Annotated in this window: 18 protein-coding genes; 12 read left to right on the top strand and 6 right to left on the bottom strand. The window is 65.1% G+C overall.

Features of this window, described 5'->3' with window-relative positions:
* Positions 1 to 54 precede the first annotated feature (54 nt).
* From lepB (ACS5PJ_RS03020) to ACS5PJ_RS02980, 9 genes are all read left to right on the top strand, one after another.
* Complete coding sequence (gene lepB / locus ACS5PJ_RS03020) at positions 55 to 732, top strand: signal peptidase I (protein WP_439433421.1); 678 nt, start codon at positions 55 to 57, stop codon at positions 730 to 732.
* The gene (gene lepB / locus ACS5PJ_RS03015) at positions 733 to 1,551 is read left to right on the top strand and encodes a signal peptidase I (RefSeq protein ID WP_439433420.1); all 819 of its coding nucleotides are present in this window, start codon (positions 733 to 735) and stop codon (positions 1,549 to 1,551) included.
* Between the two features lie 11 nt (positions 1,552 to 1,562).
* A complete protein-coding gene (gene rnhB / locus ACS5PJ_RS03010; protein ID WP_439433565.1) occupies positions 1,563 to 2,309 on the top strand; it encodes a ribonuclease HII in 747 nt (248 codons plus the stop codon).
* Between the two features lie 57 nt (positions 2,310 to 2,366).
* Entirely contained in the window at positions 2,367 to 2,693 is a 327-nt protein-coding gene (locus ACS5PJ_RS03005; RefSeq protein WP_108599785.1) for a DUF2469 domain-containing protein, read from the top strand.
* Between the two features lie 123 nt (positions 2,694 to 2,816).
* Positions 2,817 to 3,173 (top strand): YraN family protein, encoded by a 357-nt coding sequence (locus tag ACS5PJ_RS03000; protein WP_439433419.1) that lies wholly within the window; start codon positions 2,817 to 2,819, stop codon positions 3,171 to 3,173.
* Positions 3,174 to 4,718, top strand: coding sequence for a YifB family Mg chelatase-like AAA ATPase (locus tag ACS5PJ_RS02995; RefSeq protein ID WP_439433418.1), 1,545 nt, complete (start codon positions 3,174 to 3,176; stop codon positions 4,716 to 4,718).
* A 12-nt stretch (positions 4,719 to 4,730) separates the two neighbouring features.
* Positions 4,731 to 5,915, top strand: coding sequence for a DNA-processing protein DprA (dprA, locus tag ACS5PJ_RS02990; RefSeq protein ID WP_439433417.1), 1,185 nt, complete (start codon positions 4,731 to 4,733; stop codon positions 5,913 to 5,915).
* 50 nt (positions 5,916 to 5,965) lie between these two features.
* Positions 5,966 to 6,892 (top strand): tyrosine recombinase XerC, encoded by a 927-nt coding sequence (locus tag ACS5PJ_RS02985; protein ID WP_439433416.1) that lies wholly within the window; start codon positions 5,966 to 5,968, stop codon positions 6,890 to 6,892.
* Positions 6,893 to 7,167: 275 nt separating this feature from the next.
* Entirely contained in the window at positions 7,168 to 7,671 is a 504-nt protein-coding gene (locus ACS5PJ_RS02980; RefSeq protein WP_056349065.1) for a DUF3145 domain-containing protein, read from the top strand.
* A gap of 178 nt (positions 7,672 to 7,849) precedes the next feature.
* Here the strand turns inward: ACS5PJ_RS02980 and ACS5PJ_RS02975 are convergent, their stop codons facing one another.
* The 6 genes from ACS5PJ_RS02975 to aceE form a co-directional block, all read right to left on the bottom strand.
* Positions 7,850 to 9,085, bottom strand: a complete 1,236-nt coding sequence (locus ACS5PJ_RS02975; protein WP_439433415.1) for a beta-ketoacyl-[acyl-carrier-protein] synthase family protein — start codon at positions 9,083 to 9,085, stop codon at positions 7,850 to 7,852.
* 160 nt (positions 9,086 to 9,245) lie between these two features.
* The gene (locus ACS5PJ_RS02970; RefSeq protein ID WP_009359314.1) at positions 9,246 to 9,491 is read right to left on the bottom strand and encodes an acyl carrier protein; all 246 of its coding nucleotides are present in this window, start codon (positions 9,489 to 9,491) and stop codon (positions 9,246 to 9,248) included.
* Between the two features lie 81 nt (positions 9,492 to 9,572).
* Positions 9,573 to 10,634 carry a beta-ketoacyl-ACP synthase III gene (locus ACS5PJ_RS02965; RefSeq protein WP_439433414.1) on the bottom strand — a complete coding sequence of 354 codons (1,062 nt, stop codon included), beginning with the start codon at positions 10,632 to 10,634 and terminating at the stop codon, positions 9,573 to 9,575.
* Entirely contained in the window at positions 10,631 to 11,560 is a 930-nt protein-coding gene (locus ACS5PJ_RS02960) for an ACP S-malonyltransferase (protein WP_439433413.1), read from the bottom strand. Before ACS5PJ_RS02960 ends, ACS5PJ_RS02965 begins: the two co-directional genes overlap by 4 nt.
* Positions 11,561 to 11,648: 88 nt before the next feature.
* The gene (locus ACS5PJ_RS02955) at positions 11,649 to 12,893 is read right to left on the bottom strand and encodes a PucR family transcriptional regulator (protein ID WP_439433412.1); all 1,245 of its coding nucleotides are present in this window, start codon (positions 12,891 to 12,893) and stop codon (positions 11,649 to 11,651) included.
* A gap of 218 nt (positions 12,894 to 13,111) precedes the next feature.
* Positions 13,112 to 15,880, bottom strand: a complete 2,769-nt coding sequence (aceE, locus tag ACS5PJ_RS02950) for a pyruvate dehydrogenase (acetyl-transferring), homodimeric type (protein WP_439433411.1) — start codon at positions 15,878 to 15,880, stop codon at positions 13,112 to 13,114.
* 397 nt (positions 15,881 to 16,277) lie between these two features.
* On the opposite strand from aceE, the gene ACS5PJ_RS02945 reads away from it, so the two are divergent.
* Genes ACS5PJ_RS02945 through ACS5PJ_RS02935 form a run of 3 tightly spaced genes read left to right on the top strand, consistent with a single transcriptional unit; the run spans position 16,278 to position 18,115 of the window.
* Positions 16,278 to 16,697: a DUF3052 domain-containing protein gene (locus ACS5PJ_RS02945; protein ID WP_439433410.1), complete on the top strand. Its 420-nt coding sequence runs from the start codon at positions 16,278 to 16,280 to the stop codon at positions 16,695 to 16,697.
* Complete coding sequence (locus ACS5PJ_RS02940; protein WP_439433409.1) at positions 16,694 to 17,188, top strand: peroxiredoxin; 495 nt, start codon at positions 16,694 to 16,696, stop codon at positions 17,186 to 17,188. The genes ACS5PJ_RS02945 and ACS5PJ_RS02940 overlap by 4 nt, the downstream gene beginning before the upstream one ends.
* Before the next feature lie 6 nt (positions 17,189 to 17,194).
* On the top strand, positions 17,195 to 18,115 hold the full coding sequence (locus ACS5PJ_RS02935) for an NAD-dependent protein deacetylase (RefSeq protein WP_439433408.1): 921 nt from the start codon (positions 17,195 to 17,197) through the stop codon (positions 18,113 to 18,115).
* The last annotated feature ends 40 nt before the right edge of the window (positions 18,116 to 18,155 follow it).

Raw genomic sequence — 18,155 nt, 5'->3', positions numbered from 1 at the left:
GGCCCCAGCCGTACCAGGCCAGCGCCATTCGTCACAGCGCCCCAGGAATGGATCATGGACCAGACAAAACGCCAGCCCCGAAAAATGGGCTGGCGTTTTGCGTTGCTCCTGCTTCTGCTGGCAGTGACGGTCAGCGGACTGGTGCGTTCGCTGTGGCTGGATGTTTACTTCATTCCGTCCGGGTCCATGGAGCCGGCCCTTGAACGCGGCGACCGTATCCTCGTTTCCAGAACCGATTTTCAGGCCGACCCCATCCGACGTGGCGACATCGTGGTCTTTGACGGCAGGGGTTCGTTCGCGCCCCTCAACAGCGGCCGCGGCCCCCTGCTCGATGCCCTTGCCGAAACGGGTCAATGGCTCGGACTGGCCGGCAGCGACACTACTTACGTTAAGCGGGTCATTGGCCTTCCGGGGGATACGGTGGTCTGCTGCGACGCTGACGGTAAGGTCACAGTGAATGGAAAAGCGCTTGACGAGCCGTACCTCTTCGAAGGCGAGAAGCCCAGCACCCAGATCTTCACTGCGGTGGTGCCCGCGGGCCGGCTTTGGCTCCTGGGCGACCACCGCTCAGAATCGGCTGATTCCCGGAGCCTGCTTGGTGCGCCGGGCGGGGGCATGGTCCCGTTGGACAGGGTGATCGGCAGGCCGGTCCAAATCATCTGGCCACTTGATAGATTTGCTGGGATACCACGGCCGGCAGCGGCAGGACCAATGATAGAGGACGTACAGTAGATGCCCGAGAATCAAGCCCGGATACCAGAGCAGCCCCGTGAGGGTGCTCCCGGTACCTCCGCGGAAGGTACTTCCACCGAGGCTGACGCCGGTCCGGCCGCGCCCGCACCGGGAAGGCGCTCGGCGGCGCCCAAGGCCGGGCCCGCTGCACCAAGCCAGCTCTTCGTCTGGCTGAAGGAAATCGCCACAGTCGTGGTGATTGCCGTTGTCCTCTCCTTCCTGATCAAGACTTTCCTCTTCCGTGCCTTCTACATTCCCTCGGAGTCCATGGTCAACACCCTGGACGTCAACGACCGCATCTTCGTCAACCTCCTCGTGCCCGAGCCGTTTGCTCTCTCGCGCGGTGACGTGGTGGTCTTCCGGGACACCCAGGGCTGGCTGACCACAGCGCCGGAAAAGGAAAACGGACCGTTCACCTGGGTGCAGGACGGCCTAACTTTCGTGGGGCTGCTGCCGGATAACTCCGAACAGCACCTCGTCAAGCGCGCCATAGGGCTTCCCGGTGACCACGTGATCTGCTGCGACGCCGACGGTAAACTGTCAATCAACGGCTCTCCGATCGATGAGAGCTACGTCAACGTTGCTGAAGTACCGCAGATGCGTGCCTTCGACGTTGTCGTTCCCCAAGGGAAGATATGGGTCATGGGCGATAACCGCAACCATTCCGCCGATTCCCGCTCCCATCTGGATTCGAACGGTGGATTTGTTGACCTGAAGGATGTGGAGGGCAAGGCGGCCGTCATCGCCTGGCCGCTGAACCGGATCACCGTCCTGGACAACTATCCTGCTGTGTTCCGGAACGTGCCTGCGGGGGGATAGCTTTGTCCGCAATTACTCCGGAGGCAGTTGCCCCGGCTCCAGGCCGCCAGGCAACAGCAGTCCGTTCAAAGCCTCCGACGCTCCGGCACGAGCGGACCTTCAAGGCGCAGGGCGCCCGCTACCTGGCCGGGGTTGATGAGGTGGGCCGCGGGGCCCTTGCGGGACCGGTCAGTGTGGGGATCGCCGTCGTGGACCTCCAGAAGCAGAAGACCCTGTCCGGTGTAAGGGACAGCAAACTGCTCAGCCCGGCAGAGCGGGAACGCCTGGAACCGCTGGTCAGGAGCTGGAGTGTGGCTTCTGCTGTAGGACATGCCTCCTCCCGGGAGATCGACGCCCTGGGCCTCATCGCCGCTCTTCGGCTGGCCGGCACCCGTGCATGGCTGGACATCCTCGCAACAGGCGTCAGCCCCGACGTGGTGCTGCTTGATGGCAGCCATAACTGGCTCTCGCCGCCGGAACAGCTTTCCCTGTTCGACGAGGCGGCCCCGGGTCCGGCCTGCGATGCCCCGGTCCACACCAAAATCAAGGCGGACATGCAGTGCCTGAGTGTTGCGGCTGCCAGTGTTATCGCCAAGGTCGAGCGCGACGAGCAAATGCGTGGACTGCACCTCGAATACCCCGATTTTGGCTGGGACCTCAACAAGGGTTACGCCACCCCAGTCCACCGCGACGCGCTCCGCGCAGCCGGGCCTACGCCATACCACCGCGTCAGCTGGAACCTGCTGGGCGGCGAACTCTTCCCTGACGCCGGAACCTAGTGCCCTCCCGCGGCCGACGCGGCGCCCGTGGCGGCCTGAATGGTGCAAGATGGAAGCATGAGTGCAGAGGATCTTGAAAACTACGAAACCGACATGGAGCTGCAGCTCTACCGTGAATATCGGGATGTCGTCGGGCTCTTCAGTTACGTTGTCGAGACCGAGCGCCGCTTCTACCTCGCGAACCACGTTGACCTCCAGGCCCGCAGCGCCGACGGCGAGGTCTACTTCGACCTGACCCTGCACGATGCCTGGGTTTGGGATGTCTACCGTTCGGCGCGGTTCGTCAAGACAGTACGGGTACTGACGTTCAAGGATGTCAATGTCGAAGAACTGCCGCGGAATGAGGAACTCGCCCTGCCGAAGGATGTTGACCTCGGCAATTAGTTCCTGCCTGACCCAGCCACTGCTCCTCCACAAGCGGGCCATTTTCCTGAGGTTACCCACATAGGCAGGCAGCTTTCCTTCCGCTCCCGTCCTGCCCCCGCAGGCTGGTTGCGGAGGTAGAAAATGAAATCCAAAGACCTGTTGGGCCGTCGCGGCGAGGACCTGGCCGCCGGCTATCTTGAATCGCTGGGCATGCTGGTGGTGGAACGCAACTGGCGCTGCACTGAAGGCGAAATAGACATTGTGGCCCTGGACGGGGACGCCCTGGTCATCGCCGAGGTGAAAACCCGGCGGTCGCTGGACTACGGGCACCCGTTCGAGGCCGTGGGAGCAGACAAGCTGGCGCGGCTGCACCGGCTCGGTTCGGCCTGGTGCCGGGACCGGGAACTTCGGATGCCGCTGCAGCGCGTGGACGTCATTGCCGTGGTGGACGACGGCGGCGGCGAACCCCTGGTCGAACACCTCAAGGGGGTGGGGTAGTTGGCTCTCGGGCGGACCTACTCCGTGGCCCTCGTGGGCCTGAACGGGTACATCGTCGAAGTAGAGGCCGACATCGGGCAGACTCTGCCAAACTTCGTGATTCTGGGTTTGCCTGATGCAGCCCTGAACGAGGCCAAGGAGCGGATACGTTCCGCCGCCAAGAATTCAGGAATTCCGTTGAGCCGGCGGAAGATCACCGCCAACCTTATTCCGGCATCACTGCCCAAACGCGGTTCGGGCTTTGACCTGGCCGTCACCATGGCGGTCCTGCGGGCGGCGAATGACATCAAGGCAACTGAGCGGGCCGTCTTCATCGCTGAGCTGGGGCTGGACGGCCGGCTGAGGCCTGTGCGTGGCATCCTTCCGGCCGTCATGGCTGCCGTCCAGGCCGGCTACCCGGAAGTGGTGGTGGCCCACGCCAACCTGGCCGAAGCCTCACTGGTCCCGGGAGCCAATGTCAGGGGCTACCGGACCCTGGCCAGGCTGGCACTCGATTTCGGTGCTGACCCGCAGGAGCTCGCACTGGACTTCGAACCCGAAGACGAGGCCGGCCCGGGTGACGCTTCGAACGCTTTCCTGGCCGTGCCGGATATGGCCGACGTTTCCGGCCAGGGCGAAGCACGGCGGGCCCTGGAAGTAGCCGCCGCCGGCGCCCACCATCTTCTGCTCACGGGGCCGCCCGGTGCAGGAAAGACCATGCTGGCGGAGCGCTTGCCCGGGATCCTTCCGGACCTTGCCGACAACGAAGCCATGGAAGTCACCGCGATCCATTCACTCTGCGGCCTTCCTTCCTCTGCCGTTCAGCTCCTGCGCCGTCCGCCCTTTGAAAATCCGCACCACTCGGCAACCGCCGCTGCCATCATCGGCGGAGGTTCGGGGCTTCCCCGCCCGGGTGCGGCGTCACGGGCCCACCGCGGCGTCCTGTTCCTTGACGAGGCACCGGAGTATGAGCGGCGTGTCCTGGATGCCCTCCGTCAGCCGCTGGAAAGCGGAGAGCTCGTCATCCACCGTTCGGCGGGAACGGCAGCCTATCCTGCACGGTTCCAACTGGTGCTTGCCGCCAACCCGTGCCCCTGCGGCAAAGCCTCCGGTAAAGGCCTCGACTGCACGTGCACGCCCATTATGCGGCGCCGCTACGTGGCCAGGATGTCAGGGCCCCTGCTGGACCGCGTGGACATCCAGTTGCAGGTGGAGCGCGTTTCGCTGGCCGACTTCGGCCAGGCAGGAGAGGAGGAGGACACCGCCACCGTGGCCCGGCGTGTGGCCGCCGCCAGAAGCCGACAGACTGAACGGCTGCGCCCTTTGGGCCTCGAGACGAACTCCCAGGTCCCCGGCCGGGTTCTGCGGGGCGGGCTCCGGCTTCCTGCCTCGGCAACCCGGATCCTGGACCACTCACTGGAACGCGGCGTACTGACGGCCAGGGGTTATGACCGGGTTCTGCGCCTGGCCTGGACCTTGGCCGATCTGTCCCACCGCGATATGCCCGATACAAACGACATTGGCCAGGCCCTGGGCCTGCGGCAGGCTGCCTCGGCAGCGGCGTGAAGAAAGAAGCAGATGGACAACGAACACATTGCCCGGGCCGCACTCTCGCGGCTGATGGAACCGCAGGACGCCGCCGGACTTGCCCTCGTCCAGGCGGCCGGTGCCCGGGACGCGCTGAGGATTGCCACGGGCCAAGTGCCCGCCGGCCATGCTCTCGAGAAGGAAATCACAGGCCTGCTGACGGACAACGGCGCGGGCACAGGATGGAGCGGGCTGGCAGCCGCACTGAAACGGTGGGCGCCGCGGATCCCTGACCTGGCCCCCGAACGGGACCTGGCCACCCTGGCCCGGCTGGGCGGCAGGATGATTGTGCCCTCGGACGATCTCTGGCCTACCCAACTTGGTGATCTGGGCATCCACGAGCCCATCTGTCTTTGGTGGCGGGGCGTCGAACAGGAGCTGCCCGGCCTGGACAAATGCGTGGCCCTTGTGGGGTCACGTGACAGCACCAGCTACGGTGCCTCCGTCACGGGCGACCTCGCGTATTCGCTGGCGCAGCGCGGCTTCACGGTGGTCTCCGGCGGCGCCTACGGTATCGACGCGCACGCGCATCGGGCAGCATTGGCCGGAGGATCAGGGGCGGTACCCACCATAGCGGTCATGGCCGGCGGTGTGGACAGGTTTTACCCTTCCGGCAACGAGGATCTCCTGAGGGCTGTCTGCAACCAGGGGGCCGTGATCGCTGAAGTACCGCCGGGCTCTGCGCCCACCCGCTACCGCTTCCTCCAGCGGAACCGGCTCATCGCAGCCCTGGCGGCCGTCACGGTGGTAGTGGAGGCCCGGTGGCGTTCCGGGGCGCTGAACACGGCGCATCACGCGGAAAGCCTTGGCCGGGCAGTCGGTGCAGTTCCGGGTTCCGTGCACAGCGCCAACTCCGCGGGGTGCCATCGCCTGCTCCGCGACGGGGGCGCGGTCTGCGTGACAGACGCTTCCGACATCGCCGAGCTCGCTTCGCCGAGCGGACAGGGGCTGGGGGAGCCGAAAACCGGGCGTGTGGCAGACCACGACGGCCTGACCCTGGAAGATCTGATCCTGCTGGATGCGCTGCCTCTGAGGTCCACGACGTCCGTGGAGAAACTTTGCGCAGTTGCCGGCCTCAGCGCCGACTCAGTCCGGGCGGGGTTGGGCAGGCTGGGCCTGCTGGGACTGGCGGTCTCGGAACGGGGCGGGTGGAAACGGGCCAAGGATTCCGCCTAGTGTGCTGTGTCCAGGCATTGTGCAGGGTCGAATTCTGAGACAGTGGAACAGTGGAGAATCAGGAACTGCCCCCGGCGTTCGAGCAGGCACTCGCCGGTTTTGGCAGGTACCTTACGGCGGAGCGTGCCCGGTCCGTGCATACGCTTCGCGCCTACCTCTCCGACGTCCGCAGCCTGCTCGGTTACGCCGCCTCTGAGGGCCTCACGGACCTGCCGGGACTGGAGCTGGGGACGTTCCGGCGCTGGCTGGGCGTGCAGAGCCAGGCCGGGGTCTCCAGGTCCACGCTGGCCCGTCGATCGGCGACAGCGAGGTCCTTCACCACGTGGGCCATGCGGGAGGAACTTATTGCGGCCGACCCCGCCCTGCGCCTGAGGGCCCCCAAAGCTGAGAAATCCCTACCGGGGGTACTCCAGTCCGGACAACTGCTCAGGCTGCTCAACAGCCTGGAGGACTCTGCTTCCGGCGGAGCGCCGCTTCCGGTGCGCAACCGGGCCATGGTCGAACTTCTGTACGCCACCGGGGTGCGGGTGGGGGAGTTGGCCGGACTGGACGTTGACGATCTCAACCCGGACCGCCGTACCCTTCGGGTGACCGGCAAGGGCAACAAGGAGCGGACCGTGCCCTATGGTGTGCCGGCGGCTCTCGCCGTCGACGACTGGCTCCGGCGGGGCCGCCCTGTCCTGGCCAATGACCGCTCAGGCCCTGCGCTTTTCCTTGGCTCCAGAGGCAGCCGCGTGGACCAGCGCCAGGTCAGAGCCGTGGTCAAAGACCTGTTCGAAGCTTTGGGGGACACGTCCGCAACGGGCCCCCACGCGCTCAGGCATTCCGCAGCCACACACCTGCTCGACGGCGGGGCGGATCTTCGCGCGGTCCAGGAAATCCTTGGCCACAGCAGCCTGGCCACGACGCAGATCTATACCCACGTGTCAGTGGAGAGGCTGCGGCAGAGCTATCAGCAGGCCCATCCCAGGGCCTGATGGCCGGACCGGCGCCCGGGCCATGCGCCAGGGACAACCCCCGTCGCCCGTGACGAATCGCACTGGCGTAATTACGCGGAGTACGGCACAATAAGAGTCAGGTCCGGCAACTTTCAAGTTTCGCTTGAAGCTCTTTGGCTTCAGGTGCGACGGCAGGTGCCGGACACAGTTTAATAATCAGGCAGGAAAAACCGCGGCTGCTGGGTGCAGCGCACGGCAGTTTCATTCAGGCAGAGGTCGTTGGGGAAGACGTACCTACAGCTATGGAGGATGGAATGTCTGTTGCAATGACCCGTGGTGTGCTGTTTGTTCACTCAGCCCCTACAGCACTGTGCCCGCACGTAGAGTGGGCCATTGGATCCGTCGTGGACAAGCGGACGGATCTGGAGTGGACCCCTCAGCCTGCCGCGCCCGGAATGTTCCGGGCCGAGCTGTCCTGGACGGGCACACCCGGCACCGGATCGCTGCTGGCGTCGTCTCTTCGCGGCTGGGCGCACCTGCGCTACGAGGTCACCGAAGAACCGAGCCAGGGCGTCGACGGTGGCCGCTGGTCACACACCCCGGAACTTGGCATCTTCCATGCCACCACGGATGTGCACGGCAACATCATGGTCTCCGAAGACCGGATCCGCTACGCATACGAATCCGGCGCCGGCGATCCCTCCGCCGTTTACCACGAACTCTCGCTGGCCCTCGGTGAGGCGTGGGACGAGGAACTCGAACCCTTCCGCCACGCTGCGGAAGGCGCGCCGGTGCGCTGGCTCCACCAGGTGGGATGACCGCCGTCGGTGGCCCGCCATTGCTGATGGCGGCCACCCCAGCAGTAGCCACCTCCCATAGCTACGCGCGGAAAAGCCCTGGCAAGGCGCCTGAAAGCCATCGCCAGGCGCTCTAATGCAAAGAGGAGCGGGCCCCCCAAACGGGGGGCCCCGCTCCTCTTGGTGTTTCGGGGTCTTGCTAGACGCTGCGGACAGCGATCACGGCATTGTGGCCGCCGAAGCCGAAGGAGTTGCTGAGCGCCACGATGTCGCCAGCCGGCAGGTCCCGGGCAGAGGTAACAACGTCGAGGGGGATCTCGGGGTCCTGGTTTTCGAGGTTGATTGTCACCGGGGCCTTGCGTTCGTACACTGCCAGGACCGTGAGGACCGCCTCCACCGCGCCGGACGCGCCCAGCAGGTGGCCCATCTGCGACTTCGTAGCGGACACCGCAACGCTGTCGAGGTGCTTGCCCAGGGCTGCCCGGAGCGCCGTGTACTCGGGCTTGTCACCCACAGGTGTGGACGTGGCGTGCGCGTTGACGTGGACCACGTCCTCGGCCTGGATTCGGCCATCGAACATGGCTGCCTTCAGCGCGCGGGTGGCGCCAAGTCCCTGCGGGTCCGGGGCGGTGATGTGGTAAGCGTCCGCTGTCACGGAGGTGCCTGCCAGTTCGCCGTAGATGCGGGCGCCGCGGGCCAGGGCGTGCTCCTCGGCTTCGAGGACCAGGGCACCAGCGCCTTCGCCCATGACGAAGCCGTCACGGCCAAGGTCGTAGGGCCGTGAGGCTGCCTGGGGGTCATCGTTCCGCCGCGACAGCGCCTGCATGGAGGCAAAGGCGGCCAAAGGCATCGGGTGGATGGCGGCTTCGGCGCCGCCGCACATGACAACGTCGGCCTTGCCGGAGCGGATCAGGTCCAGGCCCAGGTGCAGGGCCTCGGTTCCGGAAGCGCAGGCAGAAACAGGGGTGTGGGCGCCCGCACGGGCACCAAGGTCAAGGCTGACGGCGGCAGCGACGCCGTTGGGCATCAGCATCGGCACGGTCATCGGAAGGACCCGGCGTGGGCCTTTTTCCTTCAGGGTGTCCCACGCATCCAGCAGCGTCCACACGCCGCCGATGCCCGTGGCGAAGGCTACGGCCAGGCGGTCGGGGTCAATCTCGGTGATACCGGAGTCGGCCCAGGCTTCGCGGGAGGCGATCACGCCGAACTGCGTGGACGGATCCATGCGCTTGGCCTCAACCCGGCTCAGGACTGACAGCGCAGGGGTGCTGCAGCGCGCCGCAAAGTGGACGGGAAGCTCGTACTTGGCTACCCAGTCGTCTTCCAGCGTGCGGGCACCGGAAACCCCCTTCAGGGCGTTGCTCCACATCGTGGGCACGTCGCCGCCGATGGGCGTGGTGGCCCCCAGACCGGTAATGACTACTTTGCGTGTCATGGGATTACTCTCTGTCGGTGGGCAGGCCATATCCGGTAATCGCCGGCGGGGTCCCGCGTGTGGGCAGTTCGGTTGGCTGCCAGGAAATATGAGGGGGACTGCCGGCCCGGCCTGGGCACGGGCCGGCAGTCCAGTCAGCCGTAAGTGGCTGGAGCCTTGGCTAGGCCTGAGCGCCTGCGATAAAGCTGACGGCGTCGCCGACGGTCTTGAGGTTCTTGACCTCTTCGTCCGGGATGCGCACGCCGAACTTCTCTTCGGCGTTGACCACGATGGTCATCATGGAGATGGAGTCGATGTCCAGGTCCTCGGTGAAGGACTTGTCCAACTCCACGGCCTCGGGGGCAAGGCCGGTTTCCTCGTTGACGATTTCAGCCAAGCCGGCCAGGATCTCTTCGTTGCTAGCCATTGATGGCTCCTTTTCTTGTTATTGCCGGCGGATGGTGCCGGAAACGGTGCAGCCCGCGGGTGCGGCCTGTGTGGGACTTTCCTAAGGAAGGACGATTACCTGGGCGCCGAAGACCAGTCCGGCGCCGAAGCCGATCTGGAGTGCGAGGCCGCCGCTGAGCTCAGGGTGTTCCTTGAGCAGGCGGTGGGTGGCCAGGGGGATTGAAGCGGCCGAGGTGTTGCCGGCCTCCGCGATGTCGCGGGCCACAATGACGGACTCGGGGAGTTTGAGCTTCTTGGCCATCTCGTCGATGATCCGCATGTTGGCCTGGTGCGGAATGAAGGCGGCGAGGTCTTCAGCCTTGACCCCGGCGGCCTCGAGGGCCTGCTGTGCCATCTTCGCCATCTCCCAGACTGCCCAGCGGAAGACGGTCTGCCCGTCCTGGCGAAGGGTGGGGTAGAGCTCCTGTGCCTCTTCGAGCAGGGCAAAGTCGCCGGACTCGTCGGACTGGCGGGCTGCGAGGCTCAGGTCACGGACGTCCAGCAGGGAGCGCGTCATGCCGATCGCATCCCATTTGCTGCCATCCGAACCCCATACGGAAGGTCCGATGCCGGGCGTGTCCGACGGGCCGATGACCACTGCCCCGGCGCCGTCACCCAGCAGGAAAGAAATGGTGCGTTCCCTGTTGTCGATGACGTCGGAGAGCTTTTCCGCCCCGACGACCAGCACGTAGTCGGCGGTTCCGGAACGGACCAGGGCGTCGGCCTGGGCGATCCCGTAGCAGTAGCCGGCACAGGCAGCCGAAATGTCAAAGGCGGGTGCCGGAGTGGCGCCAATGCGGTCAGCCAGTGCTGCGGCGGCCGACGGCGTGGCGTAAGGGTGGGTGACGGTGGAAACGATAACCGCTCCCAACTGTGAGGCTTCGATGCCTGCCTTCTGCAGGGCCTCCCGGGCCGCGCCTTCGGCCATGTCGACGACGCTGACGTCGGCGGGGGCGCGGTGGCGGGTGATGATGCCGGTCCGCTGGCGGATCCATTCGTCTGAGGAATCGATCCACTGGCAGACATCTTCGTTGGTGACTATGACATCGGGCCGGAATGCGCCCAGGCCAAGGATGCGGCTGTTCGCATGGACGGGAAGCTGGTTCAGCGTGGGAACGCTCATGCGTTTCCCTCCAATTCTGCAAAGAGTGCCAGGGCGGCTGTGAGGTCGTCCGGGGTTTTGACTGCAACAGTTTTAACACCGGGCATGCCGCGCTTGGCGAGTCCGGCCAGCGTTCCGGCCGGGGCCAGTTCGATGACGCCCGTGACGCCGCGCTGGACCAGTGTTTCCATGCAAAGGTCCCAGCGGACCGGCCGGGAGACCTGCGCAATGAGGCTGTCGACGGCGGCAGCGCCGTCGATGACTTCCCGGCCGTCAAAGTTCGACAGCAACGGGACCAGCGGCTTCTGCGGCTTGAGTTGCGGTTTCAGCGCTTCGAGGGCACTCACAGCAGGGGACATATGTGAGGTGTGGAAGGCTCCGGCCACCTTGAGCGGAATGACCCTGGCCTTCGCCGGCGGGTTGTCCGCGAGTGCCTTGAGCTGCTCGAAGGTTCCCGCCGCTACGGTCTGGCCGGCGCCATTGACGTTGGCCGGAGTAGCGCCGGCGGCTTCAATGGCTGCCAGGACCTCGGCCGGGTCTCCACCCACCACTGCGCTCATCCCGGTGGGCGTCACGGCAGCGGCAGCTGCCATGCTGTTGGCGCGTTCACGGACGAACGTCATGGCTTCCTGCTCGGTGAGTACCCCGGCAAGTGCCGATGCGGTGATCTCACCAACGGAGTGTCCGGCGAGGATCACAGGGAGCGTGGCGAGTTCGACGTCGAACAGGGATTTTGCGGCAACCAGGCCGGCAGCCACAATCAGGGGCTGCGCAACGGCGGTGTCCTTGATGGTTTCTTCGTCCGAGGTGGTCCCGTGAGCTGTCAGGTCAATGCCTGCGATCTCGCTGAGGGAGGCCAGTTGGCCTGCTACCGAGGGCAATTCCAGCCAAGGGGCCAGAAAACCGGGGGTCTGTGAGCCCTGTCCAGGGCAGACTATTGCAAGCACGTATCCAGCTTTCCAAATTACTGTGTCATCAAGCGGTGTTTGTCTGCACCAAGCTCAAGAGGTCAGATTGTAGGAAGTCTACAACGACTCAGGGCTGGTTCCGCGCAGGATGACGTTCGGCGGGCGCTTTTGGCGGTACCGAAAGCCGGCCGACCACCAGCGCCGCCTGCAGCACAAAAGCCTCCCGGGGGAGGAGCGGATCCCAGCCGGTGACATCGCAGACTCTCTTGAGCCGGTACCTCACCGTGTTGGCGTGCACAAACAGTTCCCGGGCTGTCGCCTCGAGGGAATGGCCCAGCTCAAGGTAGGTGCCCAGCGTCTCCACCAGCCCGTTTGAGGCAGCCACGAGAGGCCGGTAAATGTTCTTGACCAGCGACCGGCGCGCCGCTTCGTCGCCGGAGATGACGCGTTCGGGCAGCAGGTCGTCGGCCGCCACAGGCCGGGGGGCCGAGGGCCAGGCCCGGGCGGCCGTAAGACCCGCGAAAGCTGACTGGGCCGATCCGCTGGCCTCCAGCAATGAACCCGCCTCCGCGCCGTAGACAACGGGACCCGGTGCGAACATTTCGCTGAGCTTCAGGTAGGCGGTCTCCCGGTCTTTGACGCCGCCCAGGATCAATATGAGCCGGTCGCCCTGAATGCCTACCAGTGCGTCCTCGGCGTAGCGGCTGGCCAGGCGCCGCAGTTCGCTGACGTAGCTGGCGCTGGGTTCCGACGGCGAGTTCCCCACCATGACCGTGAATTTCTCCTGGGCTTTCCAGCCCAGCGCAGCGATCCTGGAACGCAGGGCGTCGGTGTTTTCACCGCGCAGGATGGCATCCACTATCAGCGCCTCAAGCCGCGTGTCCCAGGATCCGCGGGACTCTGCGGCGCGGGCGTAGACATCAGCCGCAGCGAAGGCGACTTCCCGCGAGTACCGGAGGACGGCTTCCCGGAGCGAGGGCTGGTCCGCTTCGGGGGCGATGACCGGCACCTGGTCCTCCACCACTTCGACCACGATCCTGATGAGCTGGAGCGCCTTTTGCAGGCTGATGGAGCGGGTCAGTTCCGTCGGGGCTGTCCCGAAGACGTCGGAAAGGATCCACGAAGGCGAGCTGGGACGTTCGTACCAGGTGACAAACGCGGCTATTCCGTTCTGCGCCACCATCCCGAGAGCGGAGCGTTCGTCGGAACTGAGGCGCGAGTACCACGGCAGCGATTTCTCAAGCTGGCGAAGAGTGGTAGTTGACAGCTGGCCTACACTCGCGCGGAGTTTCTTGAGCGTTTCGGTTTTCTCCGGCGTCATACTCCGCGAGGGCGGCTTGCGCTTCGCGGGCGCGGTGGTTGGCTCTGGCATCTTCTGAGCATACGGTGCCCGCAACACAAGCTCCATTTGTGCAAAGGCTACAACCGCCTTGGACCTGCGTCACAGCCGTGCATGGTGGCGGAACCGCCCGGTGCCGGGCAACAGCGGTAAACGACGACGACGGCCCCCACCGTGGGTGGGGACCGTCGTTTCGCGTGGCGACTGCCGCCGGCGTGCGTTTCCGCCGACGGGTGGTCAGGGGCAGCTGGTCAGGATTCGCCGCCTGCGTTGCCGGTGGAACCGGCGTTGACGTTGTGCAGGCGGTACTTCTCGATTGCCTTGGCCGGGGCCTGGGCATCCACCTCGCCGCGCCGGGCCAGCATCTCCAGGGACCGCACCACGATGGAGTGGATGTCGTTCTTGAAGAAACGCCGGGCCGCTGCGCGGGTGTCGGAGAAGCCGAAGCCGTCGGCACCCAGGGAAGCGAACTCGTTGGGCACGAACTGCCGGATCTGGTCCGGAACGGCCTTCATGTAGTCCGAGACGGCAACAACCGGGCCGGTAGCGCCGGCCAGTTGCTGGGTCACAAACGGCACACGGGCGGGCTGGCCGGGGTTGAGGAAGGCCTCTTCCTCGGCGGCCATGCCGTCGCGGCGCAGCTCGTTCCAGGAGGTGACTGACCAGACATCGGCCGAGACACCCCAGTCATCCGCGAGAAGCTGCTGCGCACTGATGGCCCAGGGCACCGAGACGCCCGAGGCCAGGATCTGGGTCCTGGGACCGTCGATCTTCGCCGGGGCCACCAGGTAGATGCCCTTGAGTACGCCTTCAACATCCAGCTCTTCCGGTTCGGCAGGCTGGCTGATCGGCTCGTTGTAGACCGTCAGGTAGTACATCAGGTTCCGGTCCGTGGAGTCCGGCCCGTACATGCGCTCGATGCCGTCCCGGATGATGTGGCCCATCTCGTACCCGTATGCGGGGTCGTAGGTGACCACGGCCGGGTTGGTGGACGCCAGGAGCGGCGAGTGGCCGTCAGCGTGCTGGAGCCCTTCGCCGGTCAGGGTGGTCCGGCCTGCGGTGGCACCGATGATGAAGCCGCGGGCCATCTGGTCCCCGGCGGCCCAGAAGGCGTCGCCGGTGCGCTGGAAGCCGAACATGGAGTAGAACACGTAGACCGGGATCAGCGGCACGCCATGGGTGGCGTAAGCGGTGCCGGCGGCGGTGAAAGCCGCAACTGCGCCTGCTTCGTTGATGCCTGGGTGGATCAGCTGGCCCTGCGCCGATTCCTTGTACGCGAGCACCAGGTCACGGTCCACGGACAGGTAGTTCTGGCCCTTGGGGTTGTAGATCTTTGCCGTGGGGAAGAACGCGTCCATGCCAAAGGTGCGGGCTTCATCCGGGATGATCGGCGCGATGTGCTTGCCGAAGTTCTTGTCCCGCATGAGGTCCTTGAGGAGCCGGACGAACGCCATGGTGGTGGCGGCCTGCTGCTTGCCCGAGCCGCGCTTTGCGACCTCATAGGTTTTGGCGTCCGGCAGGGCGATGTCCTGGTGCTTGGACCGGCGCTCCGGGACGGCGCCGCCGAGCTCGGCACGGCGTTCCATCATGTACTTGATCTCCGGCGCATCTGTGCCGGGGTGGTAGTACGGGGGCTGGTACAGGTCCTTCTCGAGCTCTTCGTCGGTGACCGGAATCCGCAGGTGGTCGCGGAACTTCTTCAGGTCATCGAGGGTGAGCTTCTTCATCTGGTGCGTCGCGTTGCGGCCCTCGAAGTGCGGCCCGAGTCCGTATCCCTTGACCGTCTTGGCCAGGATCACGGTGGGCTTGCCCTTGAATTCGGTGGCTGCCTTGTATGCGGCGTAGACCTTGCGGTAGTCGTGGCCACCGCGCTTGAGGTTCCAGATCTGGTCATCGGTGAGGTCCGCGACGAGGTCCTTGGTCTGGGGGTCCTTGCCGAAGAAGTGCTCGCGGACGAACCCGCCGGACTCAGCCTTGTAGGTCTGGTAGTCGCCGTCAGGGGTTTCGTTCATGATCTTCACGAGCGAACCGTCGGAGTCCTTGGTGAGCAGGTCATCCCACTCCCGGCCCCAGACAACCTTGATGACGTTCCAGCCGGCGCCGCGGAAGAACGCTTCGAGTTCCTGCATGATCTTGCCGTTGCCGCGAACCGGTCCGTCCAGGCGCTGGAGGTTGCAGTTGATGACAAAGTTCAGGTTGTCCAGGTTCTCGTTCGCTGCGAGCTGGAGCAGGCCGCGGGACTCGGGCTCGTCCATCTCGCCGTCGCCCAGGAACGCCCAGACCTGCTGGTCAGAGGTGTCCTTGAGGCCGCGGTTGTGCAGGTACCGGTTGGACTGGGCCTGGTAGATCGCATTCATGGGACCGATGCCCATCGAAACGGTCGGGAATTCCCAGAACTCGGGCATCAGCCGCGGGTGCGGGTAGGAGGACAGCGCGTGGCCTTCCTTGGACTTCTCCTGGCGGAATCCGTCCAGGTCCTCCTCGGAAAGCCGGCCTTCCATGAATGCACGTGCGTACATGCCGGGGGATGCGTGGCCCTGGAAGAAGACCTGGTCACCGCCGCCGGGGTGGTCCTTGCCGCGGAAGAAGTGGTTGAAGCCCACTTCATACAGGGTGGCGGCGCCGGCATAGGTGGAGATGTGCCCGCCCACCCCGATGTTCGCCTTCTGCGCCCGGTGCACCATGATCGCGGCGTTCCAGCGCATATATGCCCGGTACCGGCGCTCGTATTCCTCGTTGCCGGGGAACGGTGCTTCCTGGTCCACGGGAATCGTGTTCACGTAGTCAGTGGTGGTCACCATCGGTACGCCCACGCTTTGCGCACCGGCGCGCTGCAGAAGGCTCCGCATGATGTATTGGGCACGTTCCGTGCCCTGTTCCCTGATCAGTGCATCCAGGGACTCAACCCATTCAGCGGTCTCTTCCGGATCACGATCAGGCAGCTGGTTAGTCAACCCGCTGAGGATATGGGAGGTATCTTCTCCTGCAGCCACGTCCAACCTCTCTTTGCGCGCATGCATCGGCGCACTCAGGCCGGGCAGGGTAGCTGCCCGGCGTAAACGCGACGTGTGCGACGTATCGGTTACAACAGCCCGGTCATGTGCGCCGGGCAGGGTCCTAGCACGCCTATGCCTGCACTGAATTCCAGGGCGGTCGCCCCGCAGGCATAGTTGTCACAGCCACTCTAGCTGTGACTTCAGCGCGATCGGTAGCCGCGTCCGTGGCACCGCCGTTGTATTTCGCGGTCATACTGGTTGTGTGACGAAACCCTTGGGCATGCAGGGTGACAGCACCGGATGTGACGCAGAATATGGCGGATCGCGGTGGCGTCAGCTTGAAGCACAGGCTCAAAGGGTGTTGGCTTGGAGTAATGGAAATCACTATGCGTATTGCATGTATTAGGCATTGGAGGAACACGTGAGCGAGGCCGACGCCGCCACTTCGGTAAATGTGGCGGAAAAATTGGGTTTCAAAAGTGGGGATCTGATTCAGGAGTTCGGTTACGACGACGACGTCGATTTCGACTTACGTGATGATATCGAGGACCTGACAGGGTCCGAACTCCTGGACGAGGATGACCACGACGTCGTTGACGCCGTCATCTTTTGGTGGCGCGACGGCGACGGGGACCTGGTCGATACGCTCATGGATTCACTGACCACTCTGAGTGAGAACGGCGTTGTCTGGGTGCTGACCCCGAAGTCGGGCAGGCCGGGCTACGTTTCTCCTGCGGAAATCCAGGAAGCGGCACCCACGGCAGGGCTTCACCTCACCACCTCGGCGGGTGTCTCCAAGGACTGGAGTGCAACCCGGTTGGTGAGCAGGAAGAACAAGTGACGGCAGCGCTTTCGGCTGCCGGTGTGGCTGTACCGGCGGTGGGGGAGCCCGCGCCCGATTTCGAACTGGCCAACCAGTTCGGGGAACCTGTCAGGCTGTCTTCCTTCCGCGGGCAGAATGTGGTGCTGGTCTTCTACCCGTTCGCTTTCTCCGGCATCTGCACCGGTGAACTGTGCGAGATCAGGGACAACCTGTCCGTGTTCGAGGACGCCCGGGCAACTGTCCTGGCGGTGTCAGTAGACAGTAAGTTCAGTCTGCGGGCGTATGCCGAGAAGGAGGGGTACGGCTTTGACCTCCTCGCCGACTTCTGGCCCCATGGTGCCGTCGCTGAGGCCTACGGCGTCTTCGACCAGGCGAGCGGCATGGCCCGCCGGGGGACCTTCATCATCGACGCCGCCGGAACCATCCGGTATGTGGTGGTGAATCCGCGAGGCCAGGCCCGCGAACTCACCGAATACCGCAATGTGCTGGCGGGCCTGGAACAGGCCTGACCTGACATGGAGCAGCAGCGGCGCGGCATCGGCCTGACGGGCTTTGCCAGCCTGCCTGCTGCTGATCCGGCCCCGCTGTCCGGTGAGCATCTCGAAGGGCTTGAGCGGATCCGGGGGCTGGTGGCCGGCAAACGCCTGGCCCTGTTGACCGGTGCGGGGCTCAGCACCGATTCCGGTATTCCGGACTACCGGGGCCCGGACTCGGTACCGCGGTCGCCCATGACCTACCAGGAGTTCGTTCGCGACTCCGCCAACCGCCAGCGCTATTGGGCCCGGAACCACATCGGCTGGTCCCATCTGCGGCGCGCGGATCCCAATCCGGGGCACCTGGCGGCCGCAGAGCTGGAGCGGCGCGGGCTGCTGACGGGCCTGATCACTCAGAACGTGGACCGGCTTCACGAGGACGCGGGCAGCCGGAATGTCATTGACCTACACGGCCGCTACGACCAGGTAGTTTGCCTGGACTGCGGCCGGACCTACAGCCGGCGCCTGGTGGCGGGAATGCTGGAAGAGCTGAATCCCGGTTTCCTGGAACAGGCCACCGGGTCAGGCCTGGTGGAAATGGCACCCGATGCCGACGCCATTGTTGAGGATGCGGCCCTGATCGGCAGTTTCGTGGTGGCAGTCTGCCCTGCCTGCGGCGGCAAGTTGAAGCCGGACTTTGTCTACTTCGGGGAAAACGTGCCCAAGGACCGGGTGGAAGCCTCCTACGCCACCGTGGACGCCGCCGGAGCGCTCCTGGTTGCCGGCTCGTCACTGACAGTTATGAGCGGTCTGAGGTTCGTGCGGCACGCTGCAAAGGACGGCAAGCCGGTGGTGATCATCAACCGCGGTGAGACCCGTGGCGACCAGCATGCAACCATCAAGCTCCATGCAGGCGTCAGCGAGGCCCTGACCTGGCTCGCAGCCGAACTCCCCGATCTGTGACCAGCCTTCGGTGGAGTGCGTCGATTGGCTTTTGCTCCCG

This window comes from Pseudarthrobacter cremeus, assembly GCF_051857465.1.
In the GTDB taxonomy this organism is placed as follows: Bacteria; Actinomycetota; Actinomycetes; order Actinomycetales; family Micrococcaceae; genus Arthrobacter.
The sequence above is the reverse complement of the archived record's forward strand: the minus strand, read 5'-3'. Positions and strand labels throughout refer to the sequence as shown.